The following is a 16,854-nucleotide window of genomic DNA, read 5'->3' as shown; positions in this document are numbered from 1 at the left end:
TGGATCAATCAAAGTACATCTACTGCATCCTGCTTCACTTGCCTGCACTATCCTGCCGTGTCTTGACCAGCTTGGCCGTATCAAATCCTTGCGCCGTTACGCGGTTCACCAATGCTTCATACTCTGCTTCCGGCACTATCGGTGTACGTGACAGCACCCACAGGTAATCACGCGTGGGACCGCCCACTGCCGCCAATGTATAAGCCGGGTCCAGATCGATGATCCAGTAGTCAGCCCAGACATAAGGGATCCAGCCCAGCCAGTCAGGTACAAAACGTACTTTCAGTTTTGCATTGGTACCGCTATCGTCGACGCGTGCGCGCCCGACTGCTTCATCTATCTTGCCGCCTGCCTGCAGGCAGCGATTGGTGACATCGATATCACCATCGGCGCGCTTGTCATATTGTGCCGTTACATTCGCAATGCAGTCATCCTGGAAGCGATTCGGAAAGCGTGCGATCTCATACCACTTGCCGGTATAGCGCGCCAGGTCAACACTGACGACGGTACTCACCTGCTGCGCCCATGATGGGGCACTCAGGCAAGCGGCAAATAATGCGGTAGCGACCAGCAGCTTTTTCATGGCACTGTCCTTTCAATAAAGACCAGATGACGTTCCGCCTGCAACGTTGGTACCTGCAATGCACGCACTTCCCTGACTTGCCAGCCTGCCGGCAAGCCTGCTACTTCTGTATCCGGTGCCACGCCTTTGAGCGCGATGTACTGTCCGCCATCTGCCAGCAAATGTTCCGACCAATTGACGAAGTCCGACAAGTCAGCGAAGGCACGCGAAGTAATCACATCAAATTTTTGCGGCGCCTGCCATTGTTCCACGCGCGCCGTATGCACGCTGACATTGGCCAGGCCCAGCTCGGCTTTTACTTGCGTCAGGAAAGCGGTTTTCTTATGCACGGTATCTATCATCGAGATACGCATTTCCGGGTGCGCTTCCGCCGCCCAGATTGCCAGCACGATGCCAGGCAAGCCACCACCTGCCCCCACATCCAGAACATTCTTCGCATTGCTGAACGCTGATACAGCTGCCAGTGAATCCAGCAAATGCTGGGTCACCATCTGCACCGGGTCGCGTACCGCGGTCAGGTTGTAAACCGAATTCCATTTCGCCATCAGGGCCAGGTAATCGATCAGCTTGTTGATTTGCGCTTCGCTCAGGTTCAGCGATAAGTCACGCGCGCCCTGGATGAGCAATACGGTTAATGCGGGACGATCAAATGCCTTCATGCAGCAGCTTCAGAGGTAGGTGGCAAAGCAGCGAATTCCTTGAAACCGCCTTTTTTCAGATGTACCAGCAAGAGCGAGATCGCAGCCGGCGTTACACCCGATATGCGGGACGCCTGGCCCAGCGTTTCCGGTTTGTGCTTGCACAGCTTTTGCCGCACTTCAAAGGACAGGCCTTTGACTTCCATGTAATCGAATTCCTGTGGCAGCTTCAGATTCTCGTAGTAATCGTGGCGCTCGACTTCCTTGGCCTGGCGATCGATGTAACCGGCATACTTCAACTGGATCTCAACTTGCTCGCGTACCGCGTCTTCCGCTACGCCAGGACCGGCCAGATCCTGCCCGTCAACGCCCTTCAGGCTCATCAGGGTTTCATAGCTGACATTCGGGCGACGCAACAAGTCAGCGAGCGCATACTCACGCTCTATGCCTTTACCCAACACGCGTTCAGCTTCTGCCTCAGCCAATATACGGGGGCTGACCCAGGTCGAGCGCAAGCGTTCCAGCTCGCGTGCGACAGCTTCGCGCTTGGTTTCAAACACCGCCCATTGTGCATCGCCGACGCAACCTAGCTGGCGCCCGATTTCGGTCAGGCGCATATCGGCATTGTCTTCACGCAAGCTGAGGCGATACTCGGCGCGGCTGGTGAACATGCGGTAAGGTTCAAGCACACCTTTGGTAATCAGGTCATCGACCATGACGCCGAGGTAGGCTTCGTCACGGCGCGGAGTCCAGGCATCACGTTCCTGCGTTTGCAAGGCGGCATTGATACCGGCCAACATACCTTGTGCGGCCGCTTCTTCGTAACCGGTGGTGCCATTGATCTGGCCGGCGAAGAACAAGCCCTGGATCACCTTGGTTTCCAGCGTCGATTTCAAGCCGCGCGGATCAAAGTAGTCATATTCGATTGCATAACCCGGGCGCAAGATATGTGCATGCTCGAGGCCGCGCATCGATTGCACCAGTGCCAGCTGGATATCAAAGGGCAGACTGGTCGAGATGCCGTTTGGATAAAATTCATTGGTCGTCAGGCCTTCCGGTTCGAGGAAGATCTGGTGCGAATCCTTGCCTGCAAAGCGATGGATCTTGTCTTCGATGGAGGGACAATAGCGAGGCCCCACTCCTTCGATTACGCCCGTGTACATTGGGCTGCGATCCAGTCCGCTACGGATCAGGTCATGGGTTTTTTCATTGGTATGCGTAATCCAGCAAGGCATTTGCTTAGGATGCATGGCAACCGAACCCATCACCGAGAATACCGGGATAGGATCCAGGTCACCCGGCTGTTCCTGCATTACGGAGAAGTCGATCGAGCGACCATCTATCCGTGGCGGTGTACCGGTTTTCAGGCGACCTTGCGGCAGCTTCAATTCTTTCAGGCGGGCCGACAAGGAAATGGCCGGCGGATCACCGGCGCGTCCGGCCGAGTAGTTATTCAAGCCAACGTGGATCTTGCCATCGAGGAAGGTGCCGGCAGTCAACACTACTGCGCGGGCATAGAATTTAATGCCGACTTGCGTTACTGCACCGACGACACGATCCCCTTCCACCAGCAAATCATCGACCGCCTGCTGGAACAGCCACAAATTAGGCTGGTTTTCCAGACGGGAACGGATCGCCTGTTTGTACAGGATACGGTCAGCCTGGGCGCGGGTAGCGCGGACGGCAGGCCCTTTCGACGAGTTTAGGATGCGGAACTGGATACCCGCTTCATCGGTAGCTATCGCCATTGCACCACCCATCGCATCGACTTCCTTGACCAGATGGCCTTTGCCGATACCACCGATGGATGGATTACAGGACATTTGCCCCAGCGTTTCGATATTGTGCGAGAGCAAAAGGGTTGATTGCCCCATGCGTGCGGAAGCCAAGGCAGCCTCCGTCCCGGCATGGCCGCCGCCAACTACGATGACATCAAATTTGGTAGGAAAGATCATGGTGCGCCTCGATGAGATCTTAAGTAAGACCTTAAGCAGAGGCGAGATTATAAAGTCTTTTTGCTTTAATTTCCCCGCCAGCCGAATTTAGCCGTAAATTAAGCCACGTTTTGTTTCACGTGAAACAAAAGCTTGCCACCCGTTAAGCGTGCTCAGGCAAGGAAAGCATCGTAAATACTCTTCAGGATCAAAGCCGATACGACGACCAGGAATATCTTGCGGACGAAACCACTGCCATGCCGAATCGCCAGGCGGATTCCCAACAAGGAACCCAGCACATTACATACCGCCATCACCGCTGCCAGCTTCCACAACAATTCGGCGCTATAGCCGAACCACAGGATCGCCGCGATATTACAGGCGACATTGACTATCTTGGCGACAGCAGACGCCCCCAGGAAATCAAAGCCAAAGAAGCGTACAAACAGGAAAACCAGGAAGCTACCGGTACCTGGACCAAAAAAACCATCATAGAAACCAATCCCCGCACCAACCAAAATCGCGATCCACTTCTCTTTTGAACCTATATGCATAGGTGCGTGGATACTGCCGAAGTCTTTCTTTTTGTAGGTATAAATGGCTACAGCAACCAGGATGAAAGGCAGCAGTTTGCGCATGAATTCCGATGGAATTTGCGTCACGGTGAAAGCGCCAAGGAAAGCAAAGGCGAATGCCGCCATCGCAGCCGGTGCCGCGGTACTCCACTGCAGCTTCACTTTACGGGCAAATCCAACTGCTGCCGCACTGGTACCACAAACACTGGCCAGCTTATTGGTACCTAGCAAAGTACCCATCGATGCATTCGGGAAAGCGGAAAACAAGGCGGGAATCTGGATCAAGCCACCACCACCGACGACTGCATCTATCATTCCGGCTACAAATGCGGCCGCAGCCAGAAATACATAATCAGTCATGCTTGATCCAAATGTTCATAAAACCGCTTGCCCATAGCCAGGGCTGGCGGGTTGCAATAGCTTAGGCTTGGGTACTTAAGCTTGATGCGCGTATCAGTTGTGCTGCTTTTTCTGCAATCATGATGGTGGTCGCACCGGTATCGCCAGCTGTAATGACAGGCATGATGGAGGCATCCGCCACCCGCAAACCAGCCACTCCCCTGACTTTCAGCTCACTATCGACCACAGCCTGGACATCATCGGCTGCGCCCATTTTGCAGCTGCCGACCGGATTACTACCGGCTACCGCTATCTCGCTAACAAGGCGATGGAGGTCAGTTTCCTGATTTACTTCCTGCGGTGAATAAGGCTGCAAGGCTGGTGCAGCCACAATTTTACGCGTCAATTGGATGGCAGCAGAAGCAATATTCCGGTCGTCTGCGGTACTGAGGTAGTTCATCCGGATGGTCGGTGCAACCACCAAGTCCGCGGCGCCTATCCTCACCTGACCGCGTGAACTTGGCTTCAGATTACTGACGCTGACGGTGAAAGCCGGGAAAGCATCCATGTCCGTCCCTACTTCCTGCTGTGACCATGGCTGGATTTGATAGGAAAGATTAGGTCTGGCCTGCCCTGCATCGGAACGCACCATTGCTCCCAAAGGGGACGGTACGGTAGAAACCAGTCCGTGTTTCTTGAAGATATATTCGAGGCCCATCGCCGCCATCCCCAGGTAACCCCGACCACTGGTATTCAGTGACTTGGCGCCGGCGATCTTGAAGCGCATGCGCAAAGGCATGTGATCCTGCACATTCTCCCCTACACCTGGCAGATCCTGCAAAACCCGGATGCCATGTTCCTGCAGCAAGTCGGTCGGGCCTATGCCGGACCGTTGCAATATTTGCGGGCTACCAAAAGTACCGGCTGTCAGGATTGTTTCACGTGAAACATCAGCAGTCCATTCCTTACCACCACCAATAAATTCTACTCCGGTACATACTTTGCCCTGCTCGGTATCTTCGATGATCAATCGCTTTACTTGCGACCCGGTCATGATCTCCAGGTTGCCGCGACGGGTAATTGTGCGGAGGAAAGCTTGTGCCGTATTCCGGCGCAAGCCGTTTTTTTGATTGATATAGAAGTAAGCACAACCTTCACCGCGATTGAAATCATCTATCTTTGGGATTCCGGTTTGCGCTGCGGCTTCGCGGAAGGCATCCAGTATCTTCCATGAAGTCTTTTGTTTTTCGATATGCCAGTCGCCACCAACACCATGCCAGGTATCTGCGCCTTCTGCATGGTCTTCGGTTTTGCGGAATAGCGGCAAGACTTGTTCCCAGCGCCAGCTCATGTCACCGGTCAGGTCAGCCCAGTTATCGTAGTCTTGCGATTGGCCGCGCTGGTAAATCATGCCGTTGACGGAGGAAGAGCCGCCAAGGATTTTGCCACTCGGATAAAGCAGGCTGCGTCCATTCAAGCCGGCTTCCGGTTGCGTGCGATACCGCCAGTCGGTACGTGGGTTATCTATCATGTGGCGAAAACCCAGGGGAATGTGCACCCAGATATAGTCGTCCTTCGCCCCTGCTTCTATTAACAATACTGACACGCCTTTATCCTGTGTCAGTCGGTTGGCTAATACGCAGCCGGCAGTGCCGGCTCCAACGATAATGTAATCGTACTTCCCTGCAGATTCGGCCATAGTCTCAATCAGTAGTGTTGAAGTTGCGTTGGATAAACGCCATCATCACCGACAGTACTTACAGTCGACTGACAATGGATAAACGGACTTGCTGAATTTTATTGCGCTTGGTTTTATTTGGATTTATTCAAGCGCCAGGAAGCATACATAAGCAAAGGCAGCACATATTACTTACTGGTAGGCATTGCGAATTCCGCGCCTTTCCCTATCGATTCCGGCCAGCGCTGCATGATGGATTTATAACGGGTGTAAAACTTGATGCCCTCTTCCCCATACGCATGGGTATCGCCAAACATCGAGCGCTTCCAGCCGCCGAATGAATGCCAGGCCATAGGTACCGGGATAGGAACATTAATACCGACCATGCCGACTTCAACACGTCGTGAAAATTCGCGTGCGGTATTACCGTCAGAAGTGAACAGCGAAACCCCGTTACCAAACTCATGCTGGTTAATCAGCTCAAGTGCAGCGGCAAAATTCGGGACACGCAATACACAAAGCACCGGTCCGAATATTTCTTCTTGATAAATTGTCATCTCAGGTGTGACATGATCAAACAGACAACCGCCAAGGAAAAATCCTTGGTCATGCCCGGCTACTTTCAAGCCGCGGCCATCGACCAGCAACTTGGCACCTGCTTTTACGCCAGCATCTATATAGCCTTCGATTTTGGCTTTATGCGCGGCGCTGACAACCGGTCCCATTTCAGCATCGGCTTCCATGCCATTCTTTACCTTCAGCGATTTGACCCGCGGAATCAATGCAGCGACCAGTTTGTCCGCAACGTCACCGACTGCGACCGCAACTGAAATTGCCATACAGCGTTCGCCGGCTGAACCATAAGCGGCACCGATCAAGGCATCAACCGCCTGTTCCAGGTTGGCATCCGGCATGACGACCAGATGGTTTTTGGCACCGCCCAATGCTTGTACCCGCAACGGATAACTGCCGCCTTTGCGTGCGGCACCGGTGGCATAGATGTATTCAGCAATCGGGGTAGAACCAACAAAAGATACCGCTTTCACATCCGGATGCTGCAGCAAGCCATCAACGGCCAGCTTATCGCCCTGCAGGACGTTGAAAACGCCGTCAGGCAGGCCCGCTTGCTGTAACAGCTCGGCTACCATCAACGAGGGTGACGGATCGCGCTCAGACGGTTTGAGGATGAATGTATTACCCGTTGCCAATGCGACCGGTGCCATCCACATCGGTACCATGAAGGGGAAATTGAAAGGGGTAATACCGGCCGTTACACCCAGCGGCTGGCGCAAATTCCAGTTGTCGATCCCGCCGCCGATATTGTCGGTAAATTGGGTTTTCAGCAGTTGTGGCACGCCGCAGGCAAATTCAACCACTTCCAGCCCACGCGTCACCTCGCCCTTCGCATCGGAAAAGACTTTCCCGTGTTCACGGGTGATAGCGGCTGCTAGGTCATCATGATGTTTTTCAATCAGGTCCTTGAATTTGAAGAGGATGCGCGCACGTTTCAGGGGAGCGGTATCGGCCCATGCCGGCGCCGCCGCTTTTGCCGTTGCCACCACTGCCTGTACATCTGCATCGCTGGCCAGTACGACTTGCGCACTTGCTTCACCAGTAGCCGGATTAAATACATCCTGTTGCCTGCCACCTGCGGTATCTGTCAGGCGACCATTGATGTAATGCTTGATCGTGGCGCTCGTCGTCATCAGCTCTTCCTTCTAATAGGGTTTCATCATGCCGGCTAGTAATCCGCTCAAGATTAACATGGCAATAAGAGAAAAACGCTGTGCATAAAGCCCTGCAGAAGCGGTGGATAGCTTGTGGATAATCCTGTGGAAAAGGAAGGCTGCATTTTTATCCAACATCTATCCCTGCCAAGTACACCGTTTATGCAGGCTTTATCCAAATTCCAAGTGTTTGATTTGAATCAGGCTTTGGTACTTATCCACAGAAAAGCGCCTGCGTTAACTATTACTACTAAACATATATATAAACAATTAACTTAAAACCGGAAACCCTCTTTTTAAACCCCAAACCTTAAAAACCAAAAGCAACAGCCTCTTTGCAAATCATTGCTTACATCCAAAACAAACTCATCCTGTCGATCGAGACTTCTTTGATTACAACTGTTTATAAAAAATGAAGGCAAAAATGGTTTTAAAGGCCCTGCAGCGATTTTTAAGTCAAATCACGTCCCTTCCCCGTCACGATCAGTTGTAAATGCCAAGGATGGCAGCTACAAGCCCATCAAATGAAGACCAGGATCTTATTGAAGCAAGGAATGGAGCAAAAAATTTTGATTGAGCAGAAAAATTTGATCTGCAAAAACAAGACAAGTGGGCAAACAGGGGGAAATTTACTTACGTTTTCCTATGAGCAGGAGAAACTGTCTTTAAAAAGACCGGGACGAAGAGAATCAGAATGAAGTAGCTGCTGTACAAAAGAAAAAACCAAGGCATACGGACAATTTCTTATTGCAGAGAGGAAGCCAGAACTGAAAGTAGATGTTTGGTTGGTTTTTAACCAGGCTTTTGACTTTGGTTTTTTGAATTTCAAGAAGAAAACGCGATTCTGGTTTTAAGTTAATTGTTTATATATATGTTTAGTAGTAATAGTTAACACAGGCACTTTTCTGTGGATAAGTACTAAAGCCTGATTGAAATCAAATACTTGGAATTTGGATAAAGCCTGCATAAACGGTGTACTTGGCTAGGATAGATGTTGGATAAAAATGCAGCCCTCCTTTTCCACAGGATTATCCACAAGCTATCCACCGCTTCTGCAGGGCTTTATGCACAACATATTCCTTGCCCCGTGCTGGTTTACAGGCAATCGGGGATAAGCGCTTAAGGTTGTGCCTTGGCAGGTGTTTTGGCTTTATATGTTTTGCCAGGTGGCGGCGCGACAGGTTTGCCGCGCGCTTCCTTCAACAAGCTGGTGCACTTGTTTTCCTCCGGATTGCCGACATTGATCAATGGCAGCAAGGCCGTTACAGGGGCAACTACCGCCAGTGCCACCGCACTACCCGCTTTCAATGCCAGTACACCGGTATCCACCCCGACCTTGGGCTTGGCGAACTCACCGGTCACGTAGATAGGCGCGCGCAGGGAAACTATGCGCAAGCCCTTCGTTTCCGGTTTGATGGTCAGGTTCAATTGCTCTTTCGCCAGATCGACCGTGCCGGTGATATACATCACTGCATCATCGGTATCGACAATGAAGGTGCGAGTTTGTACCAGGCCGTTGGTGACAGACAGATCCGTCGCCATGCAATTCAGTTTGACTTGTTTATCGCCAAACAATTTGGAAATCACGATATTGCCGATATTCAAACCGATTTGCTCCAGCAAGAGTTTGCTGATGGTGCCTTCATTGATCAGCGATTTGATTTCACCGTTGGATGTTGCGAGCAGGCTTGCGATTGAATTACCGGTACCGGATAAGGAAGTATCACCATTGACTTCACCAAAACTGGCTTGCATAGGCTGGAAAGTCGGGAATAGCTGCTTCAGTTTCAAATGACGGGCCGAGACTTTTGCTTCAGCCTTGATCACATTGTTACGACCATCCAGTTTGATATCGCCTATCAGGGTACCGCCGGCAACACCGAATTTCAGTGGCGATAAGGTAACGACACTATCTTGCAGCTTCAAATGCGTATCGAGGTTTTCGATAGGCAGCGATGCGCTATGCACGATTTTGTGGCCGATGATTTGCACATCGGCATCGATGCTGCCCCAACGTTCAGTGGTGAATTTTTCTACCGGCAAGACTTTATCCGCAGGCTGATTTGCCGCGACGCCACGTTCTTTTTTACTCTCATTTGAATCAGCACCAATCACCGGACCGAGATCGCTTAATTGCAGCAAGTTGGAAACCACCGTGCCTGATAAAAGTGGACGTGGTTGCTTGGCTTCATACACCAGGGTGCCGGCGATATCGCTATCGCCCACCTTGCCTTTGAATTTTTCATAGGCCCACTTGCCACCGGCTTTATTGGTGACGCCGATCAAATGGCCTTCGGTCGAGAATTCAGGTGTTTTTGGCAGTGTGATGCCGGTCAGTGGATACAGGTCGGCCATGCTGGCGCCTGACAGATGCAGGCGCATATCGATGGCGGCCAATTCCTGGGGTTTGGTAACCGTACCGTTGACGCGTATCGAGGTTTTACCGACATTCAATTTCGCTTCGAGCGGGAACGGTTTATCCACATTTTTCAAAGCCAGCAAGGCACCGGCTTTGCCGTCACCGGTGATGCGTGCACCGTTGAACGTCCCGGAAATTTTCCAACCCATTACAAAGTCGTTGACGGCTGTAGGCTCAAGCGTATCGATGTTTGCCTTCGCATCGATATGTTCGACTTCATCCTTCAGTGTAATTTCACCGCGATAAAAATACAGGCGTTGCAGATCCAGCGTCCACGCGGAAGGCTCGCTTTGCTTGAAGGTCCAGTTATCCTTGCCCTTGCTTATCCGTCGCAAGGCAAGATTGGGGTCATCCAGTTGTAGCGATGGAATGACGATGGTTTTATTCAGCAGCGGTAAAGGATTGACGGAGAAAGTGATATGGCCAATCTCCGCCATATTGCTGTCTGCTTTCGCCCATTCAGGATTACCGAGCGTAACGTCATGCGCACTCAGGCGCGGTGCCGGTATCCAGTCGCGCCAGGTGCCGGTGGCAGGTTCTGCGCGTTGCCAGGTCAGGATCAAATCGCCATTAATGGCAAAGCGGCGGCCGGTTGCTTCGCTGACACGTTCATTGAGCCACGGTTTGGCCCGGTTCCAGTCAAACATCAACAGGAAGAGCACACAGACCAGTAATAGCGCGGCAGATACGATGGCGCTCCACATCATTATTTTTCTTGTACGAGACATAGGAGGACTCAAATAGTAGACAACGAATTAATACGACCCCTCGATAACTTGCGAGTTCAATAAGATATTCCGGGAAGAAATATCCAGTGTGCGCCTATCGGGCAAGTTGTGCGGTGGGTTACCGCACGGACTTCGGCAGCAATTGCGATAAGAATTGCATTGCAGAAATCCAGGCGAGGCCGTTTTTGCAAGACTATTTTTTCCTGACGCGGACAGGAGCCTGTTTCTTTTCACCGATTACACCCAAAGCGGCCGCGCGCAGGATCTTGCGAAAAGTCGGGCATTCCATATGGCTGGGAGCGGAACATTTGGCGGCATACCGCAATCCGTCGCGCATGGCAGACAGTTGTTGTATGGTGTGATCCAGTTCATCAGCCTTGTTGACGAGCATCTTTCTATCTATCGCCAGTTTGCCTTGCGGCTTGAACATAAGTGCGATTTCATCCAGGGCGAAGCCTGCGGCACGTCCCAGCGCTATCAAAGCCAGGCGCTCCAATACGGTCGAGTCGAAAACGCGGCGCAAGCCACTGCGACCGATCGAAGCGATCAAACCTTTTTCTTCATAAAAGCGCAAAGTTGATGCCGGCACGCCTGCTTGTGCGGCGACTTCAGCGATATCGAGTCTTGCCATGCTTGACCTCAAGTTGACTTTAAGTTGCACGATATCATTTCCGCGTCTTGCGAGCTAATGAAAGGACATCAACATGAACGCCGAATCAAATAGCGCTAACGAACAAAAAAATATCTGGAACGGTGATGCCGGCAGCGCATGGGTTGAGACACAGCAATTGGTCGAGCACATGTTTAAACCGATTGAAAGCTTATTGCTTGAGGATGTTTGCCACCCAGGCCAGGCTGTAAAAAAGGTATTGGATGTCGGTTGCGGTACCGGCGGCACTACTCTGGCGTTATCGCGACAACTGGGAGCAAACAGCTTATGTGTCGGCCTTGATATTTCACGGCAGATGATTGCAGCAGCTGAAGCAGCTGCGCAGGCACAAACTTTGGCGACGCGTTTTATATGCGCTGATGCACAAACGTATGTGTTTGCACCTGCAAGTTTTGATTTGATTATTTCGCGCTTTGGCGTGATGTTTTTTGATGACCCTATTGCCGCGTTTAAAAACCTGAGGCATGCGGCAAATGATCAGGCAGAGTGCAAATTCATCGCGTGGCGCAGCGCGGATGAAAATCCATTCATGATGGCTGCGGAACGTGCCGCCAGGCCGTTGTTGCCACAACTCCCTGAACGCGCACAGGACGAGCCGGGTCAGTTTGCCTTTGCGGATCAGGAGCGCATCCTTGATATCCTGCTACAGGGCGGCTGGAGCAAAATCAGGATAGAAGCTATCGATATCGTTTGTTCTTTCGCAGAGCAGGATTTACTTTTGTACCTGAGTCGTATGGGACCGGTCGGCCGTATTCTGCCGCAGCAAGATGAAGTGACGCGCAAGCGGGTGATCGAGACTGTGCGCGATGCCTTTGAATCTTATGTGCTTGGGGATCAAGTGATATTTACAGCTGCTTGCTGGAAAGTGACTGCCCATGCGCAATAAAGGCGCGTCGCAAGAACGAAAATCAAACGCATGTTAAAGTCCTTGTCCAATGATGCGCATGGCTTCATTACCGCGTCTCTCCGATCAACCCACACATTGGTCACGGTATGCACGTACACGTTCTACAACATGTTCCATTTGAAGGCCTGGGCAGCATAGAAGAATGGCTGCAGCAGCGCAACATGAGCATCAGCTACACGCGTTTGTTCGAGTCCGCGAGCTTCCCACCCCTGGATGGGATAGACCTGATCATTGCGCTTGGTGGGCCGATGAGTGTGAACGATGAAGAAGAATTGCCGTGGTTGCGCGCCGAGAAGTTCTTTATCGCGGAGGCGATTGCCAGCCACAAGGCAGTACTCGGAATTTGCCTCGGTTCACAGCTGATAGCAAATGCGCTGGGCGCGAAGGTTTATCCGGCGGCACAGAAAGAGATAGGCTGGTTCCCGATTGTGGCGGAGCCGGCGATGCTGGATGCACTGGCCTTCCCTGCCAGCGTTGATGTGTTCCACTGGCATGGCGAAACCTTTGACTTACCGGAAGGTGCAATCCACCTGGCCAGTAGTGCCGCGTGTCGCAACCAGGCCTTCCAGGTCGGGACCCGCGTCATCGGTTTGCAATTCCATCTGGAAACCACGCCTGAAAGTGCGGATGCCATCATCCGGCATTGTGGCGAAGAACTGGTTCCGCAACGCTATATTGAAAGCGAAGCGGCCTTGCGCAATGCCAGCCCGAGCAACTATGTGGAAATCAATGCCTTGATGGCTTCCATCCTTGAATACCTGGTCTGCGATATAGACTAAACCCAGTTCAAGCAGGTGGTGGTGGCGGTTTAACGCCGCTTTTTGACGCGTCCTATGCCTTCTTCGGTGCTGGCGCTCAATTGTTCACGCAGCCATTTATGCGCAGGATTACGCGCATCCCGTTCGTGCCACAGCATGTCGACGTGTACGTCCGGCAATTCAAATGGCAAATCCTTGGCAATCAATGCTTCCGCCATACCGGTGGAAGCAATGAGATGGCGCGGCAAGACTGTGATCAGGTCGGAACTGGCGACGACGCGGCCGGCGGTGAAGAATTGATTCACGGTGAGCAGGATGCGGCGTTCACGACCGAGGTTGGTCAGCGCCTCATCCATTAAACCTTTCGCCCGGCCGGAAAAACTCACCAATAAATGATGCGCCGCACAATAATTGTCCAGTGTCAGTTCGACTTTGGCCAAAGGATGGTTTTTTCGCATCACGCAGACATATTCACCGGTATATAGGCGTTCATGGCGGATCTGCGAAACGGCAGTGTTCTGACCGCTGGCCAATTGCGCCGCAACGCCCGGGAAAAAGCCGATTGCCAGGTCGATATCGCCGCGCAACAGCATAGGTCGTGGTTCGCGCGTCGTCAGCGGCACCATGCGTACATTCAAGCCCGGCGCGTCCTTTTCGATCGCCCTCACCAGGAAGGGCAACCATAAGGCGGCGGTGGCGTCAGCCATTGCCATGCGGAAAGTTGTGTTGGCACGGGATACATCAAATGTATCGGGCGTGACTGCGGCTTCCAGGTCAGACAGGGCGCGACGCACCACCGGCCATAGCTCTTCGGCCCGCGACGTCGGCTTGACACCGTGTGCGGTGCGGATCACCAGCTCGTCGCCCAGGGTATCGCGCAAGCGGCGCAAGGCGTTGGAGACCGCAGGTTGCGTCATTGCCAACAAATTGGCGGCGCGGGTCAGGTTTTGCTCCGTCATGACAGCGTCAAAGACGCGCAAGAGGTTCAGGTCGAGGGTCAGAAAACTCATATTATTTTTACCAAAATTAGCTCAATCAGGAGTCCGGCAGACATATTCACGAAAACGATGACTGGTATCCTAAATTGAAATTAGATTTATATCTCTATCCTACCTATACTGCAATGCAACAACAAGGACTATTAGAGAAAAAAGGAAACCATCATGTCAACTTTATCGAATAACTCATACACGAACCCGGCGCTGATCGCCGTTCCTGCTGTTTTGGCTGCAATCGGCCTTGCTTACACCCCGGCCCGCCCTGCGATTATCGCGGTAGCCGCTGTGGTGGCGCTGGCAGTACTGTTCAAACCACTGACCCTGTCGCTGCTGCGTACGGTTTTGCTGGCAATCACACCTAGCGCATCGGTTGCGGTCGCGAAGAAAAGTGCTGTTGCTGTAGCAAGCCCGGTACAAACTGCATTTGCCTTGAATCGTAAAGCGAACCAGATCGCACAAACGCAACCTGCCCTGGCTGCGGAACTGCGTATGCGTGCTGCTTACTCTGCACCACAACGCATCAGCAAGCGCGTTGCAGTGCCGGCACAAGCACCGGTTCAAACCGCATTTGCACTGAACCGCAAAGCGAACCAGATTGCCCAGACTCAACCTGAACTGGCAGCCAAGCTGCGTATGCAAGCTGCTTACGCTTAACGCCTGAGCTCGAGTTTTAGTTGAACGGTAATCAAATATATCTGATCAATTTAATGCGACTGGTAGCATGCAACGTTTATGCCAGTTACGTCGTACACGCATTACGTTGGTCACCTGCAGTACAAGCGCTGTTATCTGGCGTGGTGCTGAATGGCGGTGGCAGCTTTGCCGCAGTTCTCATCACCCGGGCGTTGCGACCACGAATTGCGCGCATCCGGAAAAGTTTTAACGCCGATACCGAAGCGGTCAGCCCACAAGGATGATCGTTTCGGTAAACGCTTTTATCGAACTCATTTCACCCATATGCGCGAGTGCGAACGCGGTTATTTGGGAGGTAGTGCAAGGCGTGTCGCGCCGCCAAGGGTGGTCCCCTTGGCAAGCGGCGCAACGCAGCAATACGTCCAAATAGCCCGTTCCCTTCGGGTTCTTACCAAAAACGGCGCTGGCCGCGTTGTGCTCCTTGCGCATAGGCCACTATGCGACGCGTCGCACGCCTTGCCAGCACCGCTTTTGGTAAGAACGCATCTCACGCATATGGGTGAAATGAGTTCTAAGTCTCTCTTCCCTCTCAAGGAAGTACCCATGGTCCCGCGAGCCCCAAGCTCGGCGGGATTTTTTTCGTCTGTAGCAAAGCATAGCGCTAAAGCATGACTGTTGTTTAAATCGGCTATTTTTTCCGATGTCATGATAAAGAAGCTAATTTCGTGCAAAATACAGCAAGGTAATCGTTTTACACATCATCTATCTGGTCTGCTTCAGTTCCGATAGTGCAGTGATGTTGATACTTAATTACGGAGTCAAGCAACTTGGGCCGTCTGATCAAAAACAACTATTCCAATATCGCTTTGTTGAAGGATTTGATGACAACGCCGCCGATGACGGCCAAGCAGCATGCCGACATCATGCGCAAGCGCATAGAACACCGCAGGATGCTGGAAGAGGCGAAAGAATTGAAGACCGCCAGCGACGACTTGTTTGAACAGCTGTAAATAAAAAAGCGCGGAATTCCGCGCTTTTGTTTTATGCAGACCCGTCAGCTACAGAGTCTTGCGCATTACGCATGGTTCCATGCGTAATGCATTCTTCTTACTTGGCCGATGGGAAGAAAACCTGTTCACCGTCAACCTTGAAAGCAGCGATTTTCTTTTGGCCTTCAGGTGAGGTCAGGTAATCGATGAACTGCTTCGCACCCTTGTAGTTAATGTCTTTGTACTTGGCCGGATTAACTGCGATCACGCCGTACGGATTAAACATCTTCTTGTCACCCTGCACGACGATCGCCAGGCCGGTCTTGGCCTTGTACGCGCCGTAGGTAGCACGATCCGACAAGGTGTAGGCTTGCAGCTCGCCAGCCATCGTCAGTACTTCACCCATACCGAGGCCAGCGGAAACATAAGCGCTGCCCTCCGGTTTGACGCCGATCTCTTTCCAGTACGCTTTTTCCATTACGTCGGTACCGGAATTGTCACCGCGTGAAATGAATTTGGCTTTGCTGTCGACGATCTTCTTCATCGATGCCAATACATCCTTGCTGCCTTTGATGCCGGCCGGATCGCTGACAGGGCCGACGATGATGAAGTCGTTGTACATGACGTCACGGCGATCAACGCCGTGGCCTTCTGCAACGAATTTATCTTCCGCGGAACGTGCATGTACCAGCGTCACATCGACGTCGCCGTTCTTGGCCAGTTCCAGTGCCTTCCCGGTGCCAACCGAGATCACATGCACCTTGGAATTGGTCTTGGCTTCAAACTCCGGCAACAGATAAGGCAGCAGGCCCGAATTATCGGTACTGGTGGTGGTCGAGAGTTTGATGATTTGTTGTGCGAAGCCGAATGGCGCGACGAATGCAGATGCCAGAACAACAGCGGCAAAACGCAATAGTGGGCGACGTGACATGGTTTCTCCTGTAGGTGTTATAAATGAAAATGGCTGCGAGCCCAAAGGGTAGCGCAGCCATGGTAATCGTATTGGGCTGTCAGGACAACCCGATAGGAATCAGTTCAGCATTTTGTGGGTACGTACTGCATCCAGTACGATAGGCTTCAAGCCTTCACCATTGTGTTGGTCTACATGTTCCATCAATGCGCGACGCATACGTGGATCCCACGACCGTTTCAGATGGCCGGCGATTTCTTCCAGGGACTTGTTACGGTCTCTCATGGTTTCAAAAAAGTCGCCGATCTGGTTCGCCATCTTGATGAGATTATCTAATGTGCTACCGCTCATTCTGCTCTTCCTTAATT

The 16,854-nt window shown here is 52.1% G+C and carries 16 protein-coding genes; 5 read left to right on the top strand and 11 right to left on the bottom strand.

The window, feature by feature from the left end:
- Window positions 1-34: 34 nt before the first annotated feature.
- The 8 genes from ACFQPC_RS12405 to ACFQPC_RS12370 all read right to left on the bottom strand — a co-directional run bounded on the left by ACFQPC_RS12405 (window position 35) and on the right by ACFQPC_RS12370 (window position 11,252).
- Window positions 35-583, bottom strand: coding sequence for a lipocalin family protein (locus ACFQPC_RS12405; RefSeq protein ID WP_382272251.1), 549 nt, complete (start codon window positions 581-583; stop codon window positions 35-37).
- Entirely contained in the window at window positions 580-1,242 is a 663-nt protein-coding gene (gene rsmG, locus ACFQPC_RS12400; protein WP_382272250.1) for a 16S rRNA (guanine(527)-N(7))-methyltransferase RsmG, read from the bottom strand. The genes ACFQPC_RS12405 and rsmG overlap by 4 nt, the downstream gene beginning before the upstream one ends.
- Entirely contained in the window at window positions 1,239-3,176 is a 1,938-nt protein-coding gene (gene mnmG / locus ACFQPC_RS12395) for a tRNA uridine-5-carboxymethylaminomethyl(34) synthesis enzyme MnmG (RefSeq protein ID WP_382272249.1), read from the bottom strand. Before mnmG ends, rsmG begins: the two co-directional genes overlap by 4 nt.
- A 152-nt stretch (window positions 3,177-3,328) precedes the next feature.
- Window positions 3,329-4,090 (bottom strand): sulfite exporter TauE/SafE family protein, encoded by a 762-nt coding sequence (locus ACFQPC_RS12390; RefSeq protein WP_382272248.1) that lies wholly within the window; start codon window positions 4,088-4,090, stop codon window positions 3,329-3,331.
- 61 nt (window positions 4,091-4,151) lie between these two features.
- The gene (locus tag ACFQPC_RS12385; protein WP_382272247.1) at window positions 4,152-5,768 is read right to left on the bottom strand and encodes a GMC family oxidoreductase; all 1,617 of its coding nucleotides are present in this window, start codon (window positions 5,766-5,768) and stop codon (window positions 4,152-4,154) included.
- A gap of 167 nt (window positions 5,769-5,935) precedes the next feature.
- Window positions 5,936-7,453 carry a CoA-acylating methylmalonate-semialdehyde dehydrogenase gene (locus ACFQPC_RS12380; protein ID WP_382272246.1) on the bottom strand — a complete coding sequence of 506 codons (1,518 nt, stop codon included), beginning with the start codon at window positions 7,451-7,453 and terminating at the stop codon, window positions 5,936-5,938.
- Between the two features lie 1,140 nt (window positions 7,454-8,593).
- Window positions 8,594-10,621, bottom strand: coding sequence for an AsmA family protein (locus tag ACFQPC_RS12375; protein ID WP_382272245.1), 2,028 nt, complete (start codon window positions 10,619-10,621; stop codon window positions 8,594-8,596).
- Between the two features lie 193 nt (window positions 10,622-10,814).
- Complete coding sequence (locus ACFQPC_RS12370; protein WP_382272244.1) at window positions 10,815-11,252, bottom strand: helix-turn-helix domain-containing protein; 438 nt, start codon at window positions 11,250-11,252, stop codon at window positions 10,815-10,817.
- A gap of 73 nt (window positions 11,253-11,325) precedes the next feature.
- On the opposite strand from ACFQPC_RS12370, the gene ACFQPC_RS12365 reads away from it, so the two are divergent.
- Window positions 11,326-12,177, top strand: coding sequence for a class I SAM-dependent methyltransferase (locus ACFQPC_RS12365; RefSeq protein ID WP_382272243.1), 852 nt, complete (start codon window positions 11,326-11,328; stop codon window positions 12,175-12,177).
- 182 nt (window positions 12,178-12,359) lie between these two features.
- Window positions 12,360-12,977 (top strand): type 1 glutamine amidotransferase, encoded by a 618-nt coding sequence (locus ACFQPC_RS12360; protein WP_382272242.1) that lies wholly within the window; start codon window positions 12,360-12,362, stop codon window positions 12,975-12,977.
- Between the two features lie 29 nt (window positions 12,978-13,006).
- Here ACFQPC_RS12360 and ACFQPC_RS12355 read toward each other — a convergent pair whose 3' ends face one another.
- Window positions 13,007-13,966, bottom strand: coding sequence for a LysR family transcriptional regulator (locus tag ACFQPC_RS12355; RefSeq protein ID WP_012081482.1), 960 nt, complete (start codon window positions 13,964-13,966; stop codon window positions 13,007-13,009).
- Window positions 13,967-14,119: 153 nt separating this feature from the next.
- Between ACFQPC_RS12355 and ACFQPC_RS12350 the strand changes: the two genes are divergently transcribed.
- The 3 genes from ACFQPC_RS12350 to ACFQPC_RS12340 all read left to right on the top strand — a co-directional run bounded on the left by ACFQPC_RS12350 (window position 14,120) and on the right by ACFQPC_RS12340 (window position 15,597).
- Window positions 14,120-14,608 carry a hypothetical protein gene (locus ACFQPC_RS12350; RefSeq protein ID WP_382272241.1) on the top strand — a complete coding sequence of 163 codons (489 nt, stop codon included), beginning with the start codon at window positions 14,120-14,122 and terminating at the stop codon, window positions 14,606-14,608.
- 20 nt (window positions 14,609-14,628) lie between these two features.
- On the top strand, window positions 14,629-14,871 hold the full coding sequence (locus ACFQPC_RS12345; RefSeq protein ID WP_382272240.1) for a hypothetical protein: 243 nt from the start codon (window positions 14,629-14,631) through the stop codon (window positions 14,869-14,871).
- 543 nt (window positions 14,872-15,414) lie between these two features.
- Window positions 15,415-15,597 carry a hypothetical protein gene (locus tag ACFQPC_RS12340; protein ID WP_382272239.1) on the top strand — a complete coding sequence of 61 codons (183 nt, stop codon included), beginning with the start codon at window positions 15,415-15,417 and terminating at the stop codon, window positions 15,595-15,597.
- Window positions 15,598-15,694: 97 nt separating this feature from the next.
- On the opposite strand, the gene ACFQPC_RS12335 is transcribed toward ACFQPC_RS12340, so the two are convergent.
- Window positions 15,695-16,507 (bottom strand): ABC transporter substrate-binding protein, encoded by an 813-nt coding sequence (locus ACFQPC_RS12335; RefSeq protein WP_382272238.1) that lies wholly within the window; start codon window positions 16,505-16,507, stop codon window positions 15,695-15,697.
- A gap of 99 nt (window positions 16,508-16,606) precedes the next feature.
- Entirely contained in the window at window positions 16,607-16,837 is a 231-nt protein-coding gene (locus tag ACFQPC_RS12330; RefSeq protein ID WP_382272237.1) for a formate dehydrogenase subunit delta, read from the bottom strand.
- Between the last annotated feature and the right edge of the window lie 17 nt (window positions 16,838-16,854).

Source organism: Herminiimonas glaciei (genome assembly GCF_042664955.1).
GTDB lineage: Bacteria > Pseudomonadota > Gammaproteobacteria > Burkholderiales > Burkholderiaceae_D > Oxalicibacterium > Oxalicibacterium glaciei.
This window is presented reverse-complemented; position numbering and strand designations above follow the sequence as displayed.

What these genes read in the sequence shown, in the direction of transcription:
- ACFQPC_RS12405 (WP_382272251.1), bottom strand. Translation starts at nt 583, where the DNA reads ATGAAAAAGCTGCTGGTCGCTACCGCATTATTTGCCGCTTGCCTGAGT.
- rsmG (WP_382272250.1), bottom strand. Translation starts at nt 1,242, where the DNA reads ATGAAGGCATTTGATCGTCCCGCATTAACCGTATTGCTCATCCAGGGC.
- mnmG (WP_382272249.1), bottom strand. Translation starts at nt 3,176, where the DNA reads ATGATCTTTCCTACCAAATTTGATGTCATCGTAGTTGGCGGCGGCCAT.
- ACFQPC_RS12390 (WP_382272248.1), bottom strand. Translation starts at nt 4,090, where the DNA reads ATGACTGATTATGTATTTCTGGCTGCGGCCGCATTTGTAGCCGGAATG.
- ACFQPC_RS12385 (WP_382272247.1), bottom strand. Translation starts at nt 5,768, where the DNA reads ATGGCCGAATCTGCAGGGAAGTACGATTACATTATCGTTGGAGCCGGC.
- ACFQPC_RS12380 (WP_382272246.1), bottom strand. Translation starts at nt 7,453, where the DNA reads ATGACGACGAGCGCCACGATCAAGCATTACATCAATGGTCGCCTGACA.
- ACFQPC_RS12375 (WP_382272245.1), bottom strand. Translation starts at nt 10,621, where the DNA reads ATGTCTCGTACAAGAAAAATAATGATGTGGAGCGCCATCGTATCTGCC.
- ACFQPC_RS12370 (WP_382272244.1), bottom strand. Translation starts at nt 11,252, where the DNA reads ATGGCAAGACTCGATATCGCTGAAGTCGCCGCACAAGCAGGCGTGCCG.
- ACFQPC_RS12365 (WP_382272243.1), top strand. Translation starts at nt 11,326, where the DNA reads ATGAACGCCGAATCAAATAGCGCTAACGAACAAAAAAATATCTGGAAC.
- ACFQPC_RS12360 (WP_382272242.1), top strand. Translation starts at nt 12,360, where the DNA reads ATGAGCATCAGCTACACGCGTTTGTTCGAGTCCGCGAGCTTCCCACCC.
- ACFQPC_RS12355 (WP_012081482.1), bottom strand. Translation starts at nt 13,966, where the DNA reads ATGAGTTTTCTGACCCTCGACCTGAACCTCTTGCGCGTCTTTGACGCT.
- ACFQPC_RS12350 (WP_382272241.1), top strand. Translation starts at nt 14,120, where the DNA reads ATGTCAACTTTATCGAATAACTCATACACGAACCCGGCGCTGATCGCC.
- ACFQPC_RS12335 (WP_382272238.1), bottom strand. Translation starts at nt 16,507, where the DNA reads ATGTCACGTCGCCCACTATTGCGTTTTGCCGCTGTTGTTCTGGCATCT.
- ACFQPC_RS12330 (WP_382272237.1), bottom strand. Translation starts at nt 16,837, where the DNA reads ATGAGCGGTAGCACATTAGATAATCTCATCAAGATGGCGAACCAGATC.